Source organism: Burkholderia sp. WP9 (assembly GCF_900104795.1).
Classification (GTDB): Bacteria; Pseudomonadota; Gammaproteobacteria; order Burkholderiales; family Burkholderiaceae; genus Paraburkholderia.
Window position 1 is genome coordinate 2048559 of record NZ_FNTG01000001.1, and the last position, 14214, is coordinate 2062772.

At 61.3% G+C, this 14214-nt stretch carries 12 protein-coding genes; 3 read left to right on the plus strand and 9 right to left on the minus strand.

Annotated features, from left to right (window positions below):
• The first annotated feature begins 108 nt into the window (after positions 1 to 108).
• Entirely contained in the window at positions 109 to 852 is a 744-nt protein-coding gene (locus tag BLW71_RS09125) for an SDR family oxidoreductase (protein ID WP_091795368.1), read from the plus strand.
• 113 nt (positions 853 to 965) lie between these two features.
• On the opposite strand, the gene BLW71_RS09130 is transcribed toward BLW71_RS09125, so the two are convergent.
• The 3 genes from BLW71_RS09130 to BLW71_RS09140 form a co-directional block, all read right to left on the minus strand.
• The gene (locus BLW71_RS09130; protein ID WP_091795371.1) at positions 966 to 1991 is read right to left on the minus strand and encodes an aldo/keto reductase; all 1026 of its coding nucleotides are present in this window, start codon (positions 1989 to 1991) and stop codon (positions 966 to 968) included.
• An 88-nt stretch (positions 1992 to 2079) separates the two neighbouring features.
• Positions 2080 to 3813 (minus strand): tetratricopeptide repeat-containing glycosyltransferase family protein, encoded by a 1734-nt coding sequence (locus tag BLW71_RS09135; RefSeq protein WP_091800648.1) that lies wholly within the window; start codon positions 3811 to 3813, stop codon positions 2080 to 2082.
• A 185-nt stretch (positions 3814 to 3998) separates the two neighbouring features.
• Complete coding sequence (locus BLW71_RS09140; protein WP_091795374.1) at positions 3999 to 4562, minus strand: DUF4142 domain-containing protein; 564 nt, start codon at positions 4560 to 4562, stop codon at positions 3999 to 4001.
• Between the two features lie 424 nt (positions 4563 to 4986).
• On the opposite strand from BLW71_RS09140, the gene BLW71_RS09145 reads away from it, so the two are divergent.
• Positions 4987 to 5967 carry a chemotaxis protein gene (locus BLW71_RS09145; RefSeq protein ID WP_091795377.1) on the plus strand — a complete coding sequence of 327 codons (981 nt, stop codon included), beginning with the start codon at positions 4987 to 4989 and terminating at the stop codon, positions 5965 to 5967.
• A gap of 338 nt (positions 5968 to 6305) precedes the next feature.
• Here the strand turns inward: BLW71_RS09145 and BLW71_RS09150 are convergent, their stop codons facing one another.
• From BLW71_RS09150 to BLW71_RS09165, 4 genes are all read right to left on the minus strand, one after another.
• Positions 6306 to 6653, minus strand: a complete 348-nt coding sequence (locus BLW71_RS09150; RefSeq protein WP_286161957.1) for a hypothetical protein — start codon at positions 6651 to 6653, stop codon at positions 6306 to 6308.
• Positions 6654 to 6702: 49 nt separating this feature from the next.
• Positions 6703 to 7281, minus strand: coding sequence for a lysozyme (locus tag BLW71_RS09155; protein ID WP_091795383.1), 579 nt, complete (start codon positions 7279 to 7281; stop codon positions 6703 to 6705).
• Between the two features lie 996 nt (positions 7282 to 8277).
• Positions 8278 to 9372, minus strand: coding sequence for an asparaginase (locus BLW71_RS09160; RefSeq protein ID WP_502686817.1), 1095 nt, complete (start codon positions 9370 to 9372; stop codon positions 8278 to 8280).
• A 131-nt stretch (positions 9373 to 9503) separates the two neighbouring features.
• Positions 9504 to 10433, minus strand: a complete 930-nt coding sequence (locus tag BLW71_RS09165) for a LysR family transcriptional regulator (protein WP_091795388.1) — start codon at positions 10431 to 10433, stop codon at positions 9504 to 9506.
• A 125-nt stretch (positions 10434 to 10558) separates the two neighbouring features.
• Between BLW71_RS09165 and BLW71_RS09170 the strand changes: the two genes are divergently transcribed.
• A complete protein-coding gene (locus tag BLW71_RS09170; RefSeq protein ID WP_091795391.1) occupies positions 10559 to 11470 on the plus strand; it encodes a DMT family transporter in 912 nt (303 codons plus the stop codon).
• A gap of 34 nt (positions 11471 to 11504) precedes the next feature.
• Here BLW71_RS09170 and BLW71_RS09175 read toward each other — a convergent pair whose 3' ends face one another.
• Together BLW71_RS09175 and BLW71_RS09180 are read right to left on the minus strand one after the other, a co-directional pair.
• A complete protein-coding gene (locus BLW71_RS09175) occupies positions 11505 to 12752 on the minus strand; it encodes a metal-dependent hydrolase family protein (protein WP_091795394.1) in 1248 nt (415 codons plus the stop codon).
• A gap of 60 nt (positions 12753 to 12812) precedes the next feature.
• The gene (locus BLW71_RS09180) at positions 12813 to 14120 is read right to left on the minus strand and encodes an MFS transporter (RefSeq protein WP_091795397.1); all 1308 of its coding nucleotides are present in this window, start codon (positions 14118 to 14120) and stop codon (positions 12813 to 12815) included.
• Between the last annotated feature and the right edge of the window lie 94 nt (positions 14121 to 14214).

Consider the following 14214-nt stretch of genomic DNA (forward strand, 5'->3'; position numbering starts at 1 on the left):
CCATTGTTAAAGCAAATGGAATGATGATGGCCAGTCTAACCGGATTATCTATGGGCGAAAAGCGTCCATGATTCAGCTCATCTACTCACCGGACCAAGGGAACGCCTCATGAACAAGCCTGCCCATACTCAAGTCGCCATCGTGACCGGCGCATCGCGCGGCATCGGCGCGGCGGTCGCGCAACGTCTGGCCAAAGAAGGCTTCGCCGTCGCGGTCAATTACGCGTCCAGCTCGGCCGAAGCCGACGCACTCGTGGCGGAACTCGCTGCTGCCGGCGCGCAAGCCGTTGCGGTGAAGGCCGACGTATCGAACGCCGACGACGTGCGCCGCCTGTTCGAGATCACCGAACAGCAACTAGGCAAGGTGGACGTGCTGGTCAACAACGCCGGCGTGCTCAAGACCATGCCGCTCGCCGACACCAGCGACGCGCTCTACGACCAGACCTTCGACATCAACGTGCGCGGCACTTTCAACACCTTGCGGGAAGCCGCCGCCCGCATGAACGATGGCGGACGCATCGTCAATTTTTCGAGCACAGCACTCGCGTTGAACATGCCTGGCTACGCGATCTACAACGCGACCAAAGCGGCGGTCGAAGCCTTCACGCACGTATTCGCCAAGGAACTGCGCGGCCGCAACATCACCGTCAACGCGGTGGCGCCGGGGCCGATCGCGACGTCGCTGTTCCTCGACGGCAAGACTGAAGAGCAGATCCAGACATTCGCGAAGATGCCGCCGCTGCAACGTCTCGGTCAGCCGGACGATATTGCGTCGGTCGTGGCGTTCCTCGCCGGACCGGATGCGGGCTGGGTGAACGGTCAGATTTTACGAGCGAATGGCGGCATCGCCTGAAGCGTCCGGCCACTGTCACTACCGCGAACTTTTCACCGCTCCGGCCGAACTCGCGAGGCGACGCCGAACCGGAGCGCCCGCCATGCAGGCCATTTCCGAATGAGCGCGCTGACCTACACCGCCTTCGGATTACGTTCCGCGAATCCTTCCTGATGCCAGTACGGATAAGCAGGACGCACGGCGCTCGCCGCGTCGAGCCTGGCCACCTGCTCAGGCGTCAGATTCCAGCCTACCGCGCCCAGGTTCTGCCGCAATTGCTCCTCGTTGCGCGCACCGATCAGTACCGTCGACACGGTCGGCCGTTGCAGCAGCCAGTTCAACGCAATCTGCGGCACGGTCTTGCCGGTTTCGCCGGCTATCTCGTCGATCGCATCGAGCACGCGGAACAGGTACTCGTCCGGCACCGGCGGCCCCATATCGGCGGTTTTATGCAAGCGGCTCGAATCGGGCAACGGCTGGCCGCGCTTGATCTTGCCCGTGAGACGCCCCCAGCCTAGCGGACTCCACACCACCGCGCCCACGCCTTGATCGACGCCGAGCGGCATCAGTTCCCATTCATAATCACGGCCCACCAGCGAGTAGTAGGTCTGATTCGCGACGTAGCGCGGATAACCGTAGCGGTCCGCTACGTCCTGCGACTTCATCAGATGCCAGCCGGAGAAATTCGACACGCCGGTATAACGGATCTTGCCGGCACGCACCAGATCGTCGAGCGTCGAGAGCACTTCGGCGACCGGCGTTCTGGCGTCGAAGCCGTGCAACTGGAACAGGTCGATGTAATCGGTTTGCAAGCGCTTGAGCGCGGCGTCCACCGCCTGGATCAGATGGAAGCGCGAAGAGCCGACGCTGTTCGGCCCATCGTCGAAACGGAAGGTCGCCTTGGTCGAGATGATCGCTTTGTCGCGCTTGCCCTTGAGCGCTTCACCGAGCACCGATTCGGACGCGCCGCTCGAATAGATGTCCGCGGTGTCGAACATGGTGACGCCCGCATCGAAGCAGATGTCGAGCAGCCGACGCGCCTCGGCGACGTCGGTCGCGCCCCACGCCTGAAAGAATTCGCCCTTGCCGCCGAATGTGCCCGTGCCGAAACTCAGCACCGGCACCTTGAAACCGGATGCACCCAGATGTCTGTATTCCATTGATGAATCTCCGTGGCTTGACCGTCGATAAACGGACGATCAGTCTACGCGCGTCCGAGCAAACGCGCCGGGAGCGAGATCGGTATCGCTATCGCGAGTGAGCGGCGCCCATAGCCGGTGCGCTCGACGCGGCCAGCGCGTCGCGCGCGGCCTGCATCACGCTGTCCCAATCGCCCAATGCGGGTTGCCTGAACAGCCTCGCACGCGGATACCACGGCGTATCGGCGCGCTCCAGCATCCAGCGCCAGCAGGTGTCGAAGCGGTTCAGAATCCAGACCGGCTTGCCGAGCGCGCCGGCCAGATGAGCCGTGGACGTGTCCACGGAAATCACCAGATCGAGGTTTGCGACCAATGCCGCCGTGTCGGCGAAATCGCCCAGCTCTTCTGTGTAATCGACGATGCGGCCACTCAACCCGGCGTTATCGAGTTGCTGTGCCGTCGGCCCTTTTTGCAGGCTGAAGAACCGCACGTCCGGCACATCGAGAATCGGCGCAAATCGCTCGAGCGCGATCGAGCGGCGCGCATCGTTCTTGCGAAGCTCCGCGACATGCGGCCGGTTTCCGCCTGCCCACACGAGTCCGACTTTCAGGCGGCCGTCGTCTGCCACGTGAATTCGATCGTGCCATTGGCGAGCCGCTTCGGCATCCGCGAAGAGATAAGGCGTGGCAGACGGAATGCTGTCGATATCTGTTTTGAACGCGAGCGGCAAGCTCAGCAGCGGACAGTGGCAATCGAATGCCGGCAGCGTTTGGCCGGCTTCGATCAACTGGTCCACGCCGTCGAGCGTGCGCATGATGCGCATCAATTCGGGCGGCACTTCGAGCACGACCTTCGCGCCGAGCTTCGACACCAGCGCGGCATAACGGCAAAACTGCAGCGTATCGCCGAGGCCCTGCTCCGCGTGCAACAGAATCGTCTTGCCGTCGATCGAAAAGTCCCCGCGCCAAAGGGGCTGCGCAAAAGTGCGCCGGCTTGCCTTGATCCGGCTGCGCTCCCAACGCCACTCATATTTCTGCCAACCGGATTCGAATTGCCCCATTTGCAGCAGACATAACGACGCGTTCCAATGCGTCTCGGCAGCCGCGGGATTCGCGGCCAGTGCGCGTTCGTAACTCGATAGCGCCTGCGCGTGCTGGTTGAGATCGATTTGTGTGAGACCCAGATTGTTCCAGGCATCGGCGAACGCTGGGGCCAATTCGAGCGCGCGACGGTAGCTTCGTTCGGCTTCCTCCGGCTGGTTCAGATCGCTGAACGCATTGCCGCGATTGCTCCACGCATCGGGATAATTCGGCTGCAATGCGAGCGCGTGTTCGCAGCTCGCGAGCGCATCCGCGGGACGGCCCAGATCGCGCAGCTCGCAGGCGCGGTTGTTCCAGGCCTGCGCGAAATCGGGCATCAGCGCGATCGCCCGATCAAAACTGCCGAGCGCGTCGAGCGGCCGGTTCAGGCCGGCTTGCGCGGTGCCGCGATTGTTCAGTGCGTCAGGGAATTTTGGCTGCAAGGCCAGTGCGCGATCGGCACTCAGCAGTGCTTCGTCGAAACGCTGCAAGGCGTTCAACGCATAGGCGAGGTTCGAATGAATCGGCGCCTGCTTTGCGTTGACAGCAAGCGCTTTCCTGAGCAGTTCGACGCCCTCTTGCAGACGGCCCGCTTGCAGCGCCAGCGCACCCAGCAATTGCAGCGCGTCGAAATGACGGGGTTTGAGTTCGAGAATCTCGCGATAGAGTTCTTCGGCCTCGGCGAATGCGCCGTTCTGCTGGAGCCCGACGGCTTGCCGAAGCATATGGTCCAACTGTTGTGGCAGATTGGCAGGCTTGCCCATGCGGAGAGCTTTGATCGAATGCGCGTGAAAATCGGGGAAGCTTTCGGAGCGCGCGTCGCGCGAGGTCACACGCGCAGCGAACTCCGAAAGAGCGAAGCCGATTATCGCCGAAAACAGCGCATTCGAACTGTCAAGCGTCGCGTCACGTCACGCCGCGACGTGACGCGTAGCAAAACGTTTGCCGCTTACTGCGCGGTAGTCGACAGATGTTTGCGCTTGGCGAGATCCTGCGCCATTGCATAGTGCTCCTGGATAGTCGGCAGCGCCTTCTTTGCCGCGTCCTTCAACTGTTCGTCGCGGCCCGAAGCGATTTCCGCCTGAAATGCGGACAGTGCTTTCTGCTCACCGGCGAGCGCGACCTGTTCGATATAGGCCTTGTCGAACTCGGCGCCACGCAGGTTATTGATGCTCGCGAGCACGGCCGCGTCGGGATCGTTCTTCGGCACATCGACCCCGCGCGGGCTGGCTGCGCGCAGCGCGTCGGAGATTTTCGCATTGTCGGTGGAGACACGTTCGGCGAACGCCTTGACGTCGCGGTCGGTCGAGCGCGAGGTGGCGATGCGTGCGGCGTCGCGCTGCGTTGCGACGGCCTTGGTGCCGTCCGCGATGAACGTCTGATCGGCGGCATGCAGACGGCCGGCATCCGCTGCGGGTGCTGCGGGCGAGCTTTGCGCATTGGCCGCAGTGGCGACGATGAGCAGACCAGCCATGCAGGCGCTGCTGAGGGTGGCGAGAGGCAAGCGGATCATACGTTCTCCTTGAGGTGGAAGCGAAACAACGGCAATGCGTGTGCGCATCGGGGGGCATGCCGGCTGCACAATGACCTTTCAGCCAGCTTTCCAGTCACTGACGGCGCCACGCTTTTATCGCTGTGCATTCTAGGAGCCATGCTGTGGACCATGTGATACGACGCTGTCGCTTCTGTAACCGCAGGTAACCTTCATATGAATGTCCTGGCGGTCGTGTATCGCGACCAGCGGGGTCGCGCCCCTTCGTGTTCACGTGGTGGCTCGGCTATAGACTGCGTGTTAACCAGAGAATGCGAGGAAAACAGCGTGCAAACGCTGAATTTTCCGCGCGCCGCGCCGATAACAGAAAGGTAGGGCGCGCGCCAGGGATCGAACGTAACGGTTGTATGGCGCATCACACGCACCGCAACCCTGGAGAGATGCAATGGCAGTAGAACACCGAGCAAGCGACGAACGCAGCAACCTGACGAGTTCCAACAAATTCGAGCTGCTGCTATACCGGCTGGGCTCCGTGCCCGGCAGCGACGCGCACGAGCTCTATGGCATCAACGTCTTCAAGGTGCGCGAAATCTCGACGATGCCGGCGGTCACGCCGATCGCCGGTTCGTCGCCGTTCGTGATGGGCGCGGTGGACATTCGCGGGCAGATCATCCCCGTTATCGACTTGCCGCGGCTGATGGGCTGCGAGCCGACGCGCGGTCTGAACATCTTGCTGGTGACGGAATTCGCGCGCTCCACGCAGGCGTTCGCGGTCGAGGAAGTCGACGATATCGTGCGGCTGGAGTGGAACCAGGTGTTGTCCGCCGAGGGCGCGGCCGGCGGCAATCTTGTCACGAGTATTGCGCGAATCGACGGCAATACGGGTGACTCGCGGCTCGCTCAGGTAATCGATGTGGAGCAGGTATTGCGTGACGTGTTTCCGTCACAGCATCCGAGTGTCGATCCCGCTTCGGTGGGAGAGGCGTTGGGTATCCGGCGTGGGGCGAAGATTCTTGCTGCTGATGATTCCGGGTTTGCTCGCAAGCTCATCGAGCAGGCTTTGAGCGCGATTGGGGCTGACTTTGTCATGACCAAGACCGGGGAAGAAGCGTGGAATACCTTGCAGCAGGTTGCTCGGGAGTCCGCGTCCAATGGAACGCGGGTGAAGGATAGTATTGCGCTGGTTTTGACCGATCTCGAGATGCCTGAGATGGACGGGTTCATGCTGACCCGGCAGATCAAGGCGGATGAACGGACTCGGGATATTCCGGTCATTATTCATTCTTCGCTTACCGGGGCGGCTAACGAGGCGCATGTGAAAAATGCCGGGGCTAATGGGTATGTGGCCAAGTTTGCCGCTGCTGAGTTGGCTAATGCGATTCGGAATGCGCTGGGGGTCGTGCCTTCGGCTGAAGGTGTTGTTTGAGTCTTCCTTTCGGTGAGGCGATGCCTGGTAAACCCTCGAACAGCCTGATCTGCAGGCCGCAAGCGCCTTGTATTACGGATGGCCTTCTGCTTCTTCGGTAACTCAGGAAAACGAGGCGTTTTTTGGGGCTCCGGTCCACTGCATTTCATAACAGCGTCGGATGACGGGGAAGGTCGCCATCGGCATGTCCTGTTCGTGGACCGGCAGACTCAAACGATCATGCTAAAGCAAGAGCACTAGCGTTGTGATGAAATTTAACAGGACATTGGCTCACCGAAGCTGGCAATCCAACCAATGCCGGTAGATGGCTTGCGTGGCAATTGTTATTCTGCGCACTCTCACCATTTTGACATTTCCAGAAGATCCGTCAGAAATTTATTCTGCGCCTTGCGGACGTTGTAAACACATTCGCCATAGAGCGCTGGAAACATGGAACCATCTGAACTTCTCTCCCATCCCGCGCCTGCGTCGCGCTGCAATTCACAGAATTTCAGTGCATTGTCTTGTGCAGACATGTATGCGTCCAGTAGCTTCGCGTGAGAATTCGCCACTGGTATCTTCGCACGAACATTTTCATAAATCTTCTTGTTGTTCCTGGCTAAATCGGCGCTTAGATTGCCATAACATAAGGTGTCTCCGTATCCGCCGCCGAGATGTTTTAGACACTCTTGATCCGGGTTCGCCATGACCACGTTGCAAAGCCCTGCGAAGACAACGCAAAAAATAATCGCTTTGCTAATGAGAGGCATCGTAGACCCCCGACGCGAAAAGACGTGCCTCCGAATATCGCCTTTGCGGCAACCCGCGATTGTGTCCCACTCGGTAGGTACAAATGAAGTCAGACATTGCCCGGTAGTGCCCAGTGTTCACTTTCTGGATTATGCCTGTTGCGCCGTCGCCCGCGCCGCAGTTATAAACGATGCTAACAAGAGCATCATATTCAAATTGAAATAGCGGCACCATTACATCACTATTCAGTCTTCTTTCCATTCGTTCGACATCCCGCCTCTTAAAGCCCCGCGCCCGCTCCAGTGATATTGACTGTCCAACCTGGATATGGTCTGTGGGTAATATCCGGTGCCCGCACCCAACCGTTGGAATGCCGGCGTTATCCAGATACGCTTGCAAAATAAAACCCTCCGTGACGTAGTGCCCTTGAAAGTTCACGCCGTTCAGTAGCCCCGACTCCCACACAGAAATAAAGGAAAGGCCACCACTACTGACAATCCACGGCTTGGCAAATCGGTCCGTGTACACCGTAACAGAGGAATTCGGATCGGTGTTGGTTGTTGCGGTTGCAAGTGCATCAGGCATTAGTGCTCCTCCTTGTGGCCGAGGTGGATTTGTATGGATTGCGCGCTATCCGTATGATGGCGACTAGTTCGGCCCTGCGAATCCTTTACACCGTGGACGCGGTAGCCCGATGGCAAGAACACCGTGTAATACGTCTTCGGTAGCGCGCTACCAGCCGCGTCGAGTAGCGAAAATTGCTCATCGTAGCGATCGGGCTGCTTGTCGGCTGTCGCCCCGTTCATACCAGGGGGATTCACGCTATGCGTGAATTCTTCGGCCCGGTCATCGCACCACGACTCGCCGGCGAGGCTCGCAGTAACGTGAGGCGGAGTTGGACATTGGCACAGGACGATATCCCCGTCGAGCGCGGAATCCGGCCGCCGCTGCTCAACGTGTCGCCGACCACTGCAATGCGTCGTCTCATAGTTTGTCTACGCTTGGCGGAGTTAAATCGCGTTGGTGGGCCAATCTTTGAACAGATGCAATACCTCTTTGTTATCCTTATTTTTCATGTGCCGTCTCCCGCTTGTGATTAACAAGACCATCAAGACTCGCGGCAATGGAGCGCAGTTCCTATAAGACTGGTCCGAAAAAGGAAATGGGCATGCGCGACGCATATCTCAATCTATTTTTTTTGCGCCTCGCTTCCAGGACACCACAGGACAGGCTGCCACGACGTTTCATTCAACTCCCCGCCGTAGCCACTGACAGACATTTCGTCTTTTCCTGCGCCTCCGGTAAATCGTCTCTCAATTGAACCAGCGCGGTCTGATGCACGTTATGGCTTTAATCGATCAGTTTTGGATCGCGGGCAATTCCATGAGAACAGTATCCCGTTGTACCCTTTCTGGCGTTTCTATGCGAAGCGTCGTTCCAAGCGGCTTTGCACCGCTAGCTCCATTGCGTATCCCCGCTCAGTCACGGTAGTTGCGCGTGTGGAATCAGCGTTCCCGCAGCTTCACCCCGAAGACAAGGCAGTCATTCTTCTGGCCGCGCCGCGCGCACCGCCGCGATCGTTCATTGCACTCCGTGCTCCTTTGAGCGGCTGAGCGTGACCGAAAAAGTCAGCCGGCTCGTTTCAATGCCCATGGTGTTCAACATCTTCGGTCTATGAAACGCCGCAAGTTTCGTGCGTTGCTCCAGCGTTCCAATGTCGAGCAACGCCAGCAATTCGGCGACCACCGCGTACAGGATGCCGACGTTACCATCCTCGATCTTCACCGCAATACCCAGTGCGCCGCTCGCGCCCGCCCTCTCCGTCTGCGCCGAGGCCCGCACACCTATCGCGTAGCTACCGTCCGCACCAACCTTGCCGACCAGGCCGCCATCGAAGGCTTGCATCAACTGCGTGCAGAAGCGGCCCTCGCCCGCGACCAACTCGGGATAGGTCGTCATCGCGCGGTAGATTCGGGCAAGCGCTTTCGTGCGCGGTGTGGCGGTCGCCTCCTTCGATACCACGTCCTGCGCAGCAGCGAGCTTCGCAAACAAACGTGCCAGGCGATCGAGCGGAAAGGCCGGTGTCGGGAGATTGCAGCCGTCCGTGGCCCATTGCACTGCATCGTCGGGTAAATCGCATACGTCCGCGACCGTGTGTTTCACCCGCACCTGCAACGGATGCTCGGGTCGCTCGTAACCCGCTATCGCCGCGCCGATCGACTGCGCACCCGCCAGCATGCCCGCATGTTTGCCGGAGCAGTTGCTGCATACACCGCCCGGTTTGAAGTCGCGCTTGAGCCAATCGACGTACACCGCGTCGGATAACGGCGCATGGCCGCCGCAACGCAAGTCCGCTTCGCTCGCATGCGCCTTGGCCAGCATGTGTCGCGTGCGTTCGATGTGGCGCGGCTCGCTGCTGTGCGAGCCGCACATCAACGCGAGATCGGCTTCGTCGAAGCCGAACCGTTCCAACGCGCCGGTTTCCAGCACCGCCAGCGCTTGCGCCGGCTTGGCCGCCGAACGCGCCAGCGTCACGCGCGACGGATCGCCGAATGACGCCAGCAAGCGCCCATCCGCGTCGACCACCGCGACGTGAGCCAGATGCGTGTTCTCAATCGAATCGCCGCGATAGACAGTCGCCGCAATCGGCCCGGTAGTGCGCAAGCTCATGCTCATTCTCCTCGTGATCGGTTTAATCGTTGCGGCAGCATCGAATCGTGGATGACGCGGGCGATTCTACGTTCGCCTCACTTTCGGACCATCACAGCGTGGCAAGTCCTCGCTATTCAGCACGCGCGCAATGTTTCTCATGCAGTATCAAGCGCATCGTGAAGATGCTCGACGAGATAGTCGATCAATGCCCTCACCTTCGGCGGCAAAAATCGGTTCGGCGGATACAGCAGCCACACCGAGCCCACATACGCGCGCGCTTCGAGTTTCCATTCCGGCAAGACCTGTATGAGTTCGCCGCTCGACAGCGACTCCGAGACGGCGAACTCCGGTACGCATGCAATGCCGAAATCCTGCAGCGCAGCTTCAACCCGCGCGCCGGCATGATTGGCGATGTAGCGCCCTGTCACATCGACACTCTGTGTCTCCGTGCCGCGGCGAAAGCGCCAGCGGTTGTCGTCGGCAGTCTCGCCGAGGTAGATGCACGCGTGTTTCAGCAGGTCGCGCGGCTGCGCCGGCGTGCCGCGTTCGCTCAAATACGCGGGCGACGCCACCAGCAGCCAGCGCACCGCGCCCAGTCGGCGACCCGCGAGACCCTGCGGCGGATGTTCGGTCAGACGTATCACCAGATCGACATCGTCGGCTAGCGGGTCGATGTCCTGATCGGCGAAAAGGAGTTGCAGGTCCACCTCGTCGTAAGCGCGCAGAAAGCCTGGAACGAGCGGGTGGATCACGGACTTTGCGAACTGGGTCGGCGCGCTCAAGCTGACCCTGCCTTGCGGTTTGCCGGCCAGTTGCCCTGCCGCGTCGACCGCACCGGACGCGGCGCTCACCATGTCGCGGCAGAAGCGCGCCACCTGAGCACCCGATTCCGTGACCCGCACCGTGCGCGTGGAGCGCTCGAGCAAGCGGGTCGCCAGCGCGTCTTCGAGCCGCTTGATCTGACGGCTGACCGTGGACGGCGTGCTGCCGAGTTGCCGCGCCGCCACCGAGAAATTGCCGGCATCGACGACACGCGCGAACACCGCCATATCCGGCAGCAAGGCGAAAAGCTCCGTTGGGGTCATCGTCGGGATCCGTGAGTGGGAGCGGTCTATTAATGCATTCGCGACATAAACGCTGTGCGCGATGACCCGATTATCACGCGTGACGCAAAGTTCGACAATACGGGCTCTTTAGCTCGAGGTTCGCCATGTCGAAACAGGAACGCCTGCTCATGCTGTCCGATCTGATGCTGCTCGCTGTCGCCGTGGTGTGGGGCACCAGTTACGGCGTGGTCAAGAGTGCGCTGGAGTTTTATCCGGTGCTGGGTTTGCTGGCGCTGCGCTTCGGCATCACCTTCGTGATCCTGGCGCCGGCCCTGCGCCACCTGCGCGCTGCGGACGCCCGCACGCTGCGCGGCGTGTTCATTGCCGGCGCGCTGCTGCTGGGCATCTTCCTGTGCGAAACCTTCGGGATCCTGATGACGCGCGCAGCCAACGCCGCCTTTTTGATCAGCCTATGTGTGGTGCTGACGCCGATAGTCGAATGGTTGCTGCTCAAGCGCCGGCCGAGCCGCGTCGAATGGCTGGCGGTGGCGCTCTCCCTGCTCGGCGCATGGCTGCTCGCCGGCGACGGCGCACTCAGTTTCAATCCGGGCGATGCGCTGATTCTGTTCGCCGCCCTGCTGCGCGCATTGACGGTGTGCGTGACCAAACGCGCGATGCGCGATTCGGCCCTGCCGCCTTTGTCGGTGACCGCGGTTCAGTCGGGTGTGGTGGCGTTCGGCAGCGCCGCGGCCGCCTGGCTATTCGCGCCGAAACAGTGGCAGCCGATGCCCGCGATTGCGGGGCACGCTGCTTTCTGGGGCTATGTGGGGTATCTGGTGCTCGCGTGCACGCTGTTCGCGTTCTTCGCGCAGAACTTCGCGATCAAGCGCAGCAGCCCCACACGCGTTTCGCTGTTGATGGGCAGCGAACCGGCGTTCGGGGCGCTGTTTGCGTGCCTGTGGTTGGGTGAACGAGTCTCGGTGACCGCCTGGGTTGGCGGCGCCTTGATCGTCGCGGCATCGATTCTGGCGACGGTGCGATGGACCGCACTGCGCGTGAGCGCCGCGCGGGCCTGAAACAACGGCCCGCGCCAAAACCCACGTGTGCCGATCAGCGCGATGCAACGCTGCCGCGCTCGCTCACCACTTCGCCTCGCTGAAACACATACTCGAGGCGTTCGCCCTGCCCGGTCAGCACGCCGATGTCCTTGAGCGGATCGCCGTCGACCACGAGGATGTCGGCAATCGCGCCCGCCTTGATGACGCCCAGCTTGCCGCTCGGATCGACGATCTCCGCAGCGATCGTCGTGGCAGAACGCAAGGCTTCCAGATTGCCGAGCACGTCGGCGCGAATGCGCAACTCGTCGCTCTGAAACGTGTGCATTTCGCCGAGCAGGTCCGAACCGAATCCCATCGGCACGCCGGCATTCGCATAGATCTGCAGCGAATCGCGCCCAGCTTGCCGCACGGTTTCGATCTTGGCGATCGAGTCGGCCGGCAAACCATAATCGGCGCCGTGTCTGGCCAGTGCATCATACGTAACCAGCGTCGGCACCACGAACGCGCCGTGTTCGCGCATCAGCTTCGCGGCGGCTTCGTCGACGAGGTTGCCGTGCTCGATGGTGCGCACGCCGCAGCGAATCGCACGCGAGATCGCGCGGCCCGTGTACGCGTGCGCCATCACGTAGGTATTGGCCGCCTCGGCCTCGGCGACGATCGCGCGAATTTCATCCTCGGAGTACTGCGTGTTGCCGATCGGATCGGTCGGCGAAGCGACGCCGCCCGAGGCCATGATCTTGATCTGCGTGGCGCCCTTCTGAATCTCTTCACGCGCGGCAAGCCGCACCGCATCCACGCCGTCGACCACGCGCGCAATCGCGCCCGCCCGAAAACAGCACGAGCAGGGTTCGAGCATGTCGCCACGCGGACGGAAATCGCCGTGTCCGCCCGTCTGCGAGAGCGCCTTGCCCGACGGGAAAATACGCGGCCCCGGCACCAGCCCGCTTTCCAGCGCCTGCGTCAAACCCCAGTCCGCGCCGCCCGCATCGCGCACGCTCGTAAAGCCGCGGCCGAGCATGGCCTTCAGAATCGGCAGCGCGCGAATCGCGGTGAGGATATTCGGCTGCGCCGCGTTCGTGCCGAGGTTCGCGCGCGAAGCCAATACGTGCACGTGACAATCGATCAGACCGGGCATCACCGTTTTGCCGCGGGCATCGATCACGCGCGCGTTGGGCAGATCGACGGGACGATCGGTGACTTCGACGATATGGCCGTTTTCGATCACGACATGCTGATGCTCGATCAACACGCCCTGGACCAGATCGAGTAGGTTGCCGCCGCTGATTACCGTAATGCTCATTGATATCTTCCTGACTTGATGAGGAAATGCGTCCGGCCAACCTCGGCCGGACCCGCCGCTTCAGGTGCCGGCCCGGCGCGGATCGCGCACGAAGAACGTACCCACCAGGCTGATGGTCGCGGCGATCATCACGTAGATCGCGGGCGCCATATTGCTGCCGGTCGAAGCAATCAGCCACGTGATGAAGAACGGCGCGAAGCCGCCGAAAATCGTCACGGCGAAGTTATAGGCGACGGAGAGGCCCGTCGACAGCACCTTGGTCGGAAACAGCTCGGAGAATGCAGCGAGGATCGGGCCGGTGTAGGTCGCGATCAGCACGCCGAACACGCCCTGGAACACCATCAGCGAAGCGAGGCCCGGTGCCCGGTTGATATAGGCGAACATCGGCCAGGCGAGCAGCAGGATCGAGACAGCGGCGCCCGAGAGAAAACGGCGGCGGCCGAAGCGGTCAGCAAGTTTGCCGACTACCGGCGAGAAGCACATGATCATCAGGCCGCCGAGCATGCCGGCAAGAAAACCGGTGGATTGCGGCAAGTGCAGTGTACGCACCGAATAGGTCGGCATATAGAACAGCAGCACATAGGTGCAAACGGTCCACAGAATCACCATCGAAAAGCTGGCGAACGTCTCGCGCGGAAAGGTACGGAACACTTCGGCAAGCGGCGAATCGTTTTTGGCTTCTTCGGCCACCGCGCTGAACGCGGGGGTTTCGTCCATGCGGCTGCGAATGAAATAGCCGACCGGCCCGATCAGAATGCCGATCAGAAACGGCATTCTCCAGCCCCACGAATGCAGCGAGTCCGCACTCAGACTCGCCGTCACGAACGTGCCGACGGCGGCGCCCAGCAACACGGCAAAGCCGATGCTCGCCTGGATCCAGCTCGAATAGAACGCGCGCTTGTCCTGCGGCGCGTATTCCGTGAGGAACGCGGTCGCGCTGCCCATCTCGCCGCCCGCTGAAAAGCCTTGCAACAAGCGCGCGACCACGATCAGCACCGGCGCCCACAAGCCGATCTGGTCATAGGTCGGCGCGAGGCCGATGAGCGCGGTGCCGCCCGCCATCAACAGAATGGTCAGCGAGAGCGCCGCCTTTCGTCCGACTTTATCCGAGTACACGCCGAGCACGATGCCGCCCACCGGACGCATGAAAAAACCCACGCCGAAGGTGGCCACGGCGAGCAGCAGCGAGGTCAGCTCATTGCCGGTCGGGAAGAACAGCTTCGCGATGATGACCGCGAAAAAGCTATAGACGGTGAAGTCGAACCACTCGAGCCCATTGCCGAGCACCGTGGCGATAATGGCGCGGCGCCGTTGCCGCGCGAGCGTATCCACGGAGAGTGGAAGGTTGGATGAAAGCGTTCCTTGCATGGTCCCTTTCCTCATCTGGCTGCCTGTCGGCGATAGTCGCATCGCGCCACGCCATGATCGAATGGCGCTTTCGCTTGCATAACCCCGATGCTAG

What these genes read in the sequence shown, in the direction of transcription:
- BLW71_RS09145 (WP_091795377.1), top strand. Translation starts at nt 4,987, where the DNA reads ATGGCAGTAGAACACCGAGCAAGCGACGAACGCAGCAACCTGACGAGT.
- BLW71_RS09135 (WP_091800648.1), bottom strand. Translation starts at nt 3,813, where the DNA reads ATGGGCAAGCCTGCCAATCTGCCACAACAGTTGGACCATATGCTTCGG.
- BLW71_RS09160 (WP_502686817.1), bottom strand. Translation starts at nt 9,372, where the DNA reads ATGAGCATGAGCTTGCGCACTACCGGGCCGATTGCGGCGACTGTCTAT.
- BLW71_RS09125 (WP_091795368.1), top strand. Translation starts at nt 109, where the DNA reads ATGAACAAGCCTGCCCATACTCAAGTCGCCATCGTGACCGGCGCATCG.
- BLW71_RS09150 (WP_286161957.1), bottom strand. Translation starts at nt 6,653, where the DNA reads ATGGCGAACCCGGATCAAGAGTGTCTAAAACATCTCGGCGGCGGATAC.
- BLW71_RS09180 (WP_091795397.1), bottom strand. Translation starts at nt 14,120, where the DNA reads ATGCAAGGAACGCTTTCATCCAACCTTCCACTCTCCGTGGATACGCTC.
- BLW71_RS09165 (WP_091795388.1), bottom strand. Translation starts at nt 10,433, where the DNA reads ATGACCCCAACGGAGCTTTTCGCCTTGCTGCCGGATATGGCGGTGTTC.
- BLW71_RS09130 (WP_091795371.1), bottom strand. Translation starts at nt 1,991, where the DNA reads ATGGAATACAGACATCTGGGTGCATCCGGTTTCAAGGTGCCGGTGCTG.
- BLW71_RS09155 (WP_091795383.1), bottom strand. Translation starts at nt 7,281, where the DNA reads ATGCCTGATGCACTTGCAACCGCAACAACCAACACCGATCCGAATTCC.
- BLW71_RS09175 (WP_091795394.1), bottom strand. Translation starts at nt 12,752, where the DNA reads ATGAGCATTACGGTAATCAGCGGCGGCAACCTACTCGATCTGGTCCAG.
- BLW71_RS09170 (WP_091795391.1), top strand. Translation starts at nt 10,559, where the DNA reads ATGTCGAAACAGGAACGCCTGCTCATGCTGTCCGATCTGATGCTGCTC.
- BLW71_RS09140 (WP_091795374.1), bottom strand. Translation starts at nt 4,562, where the DNA reads ATGATCCGCTTGCCTCTCGCCACCCTCAGCAGCGCCTGCATGGCTGGT.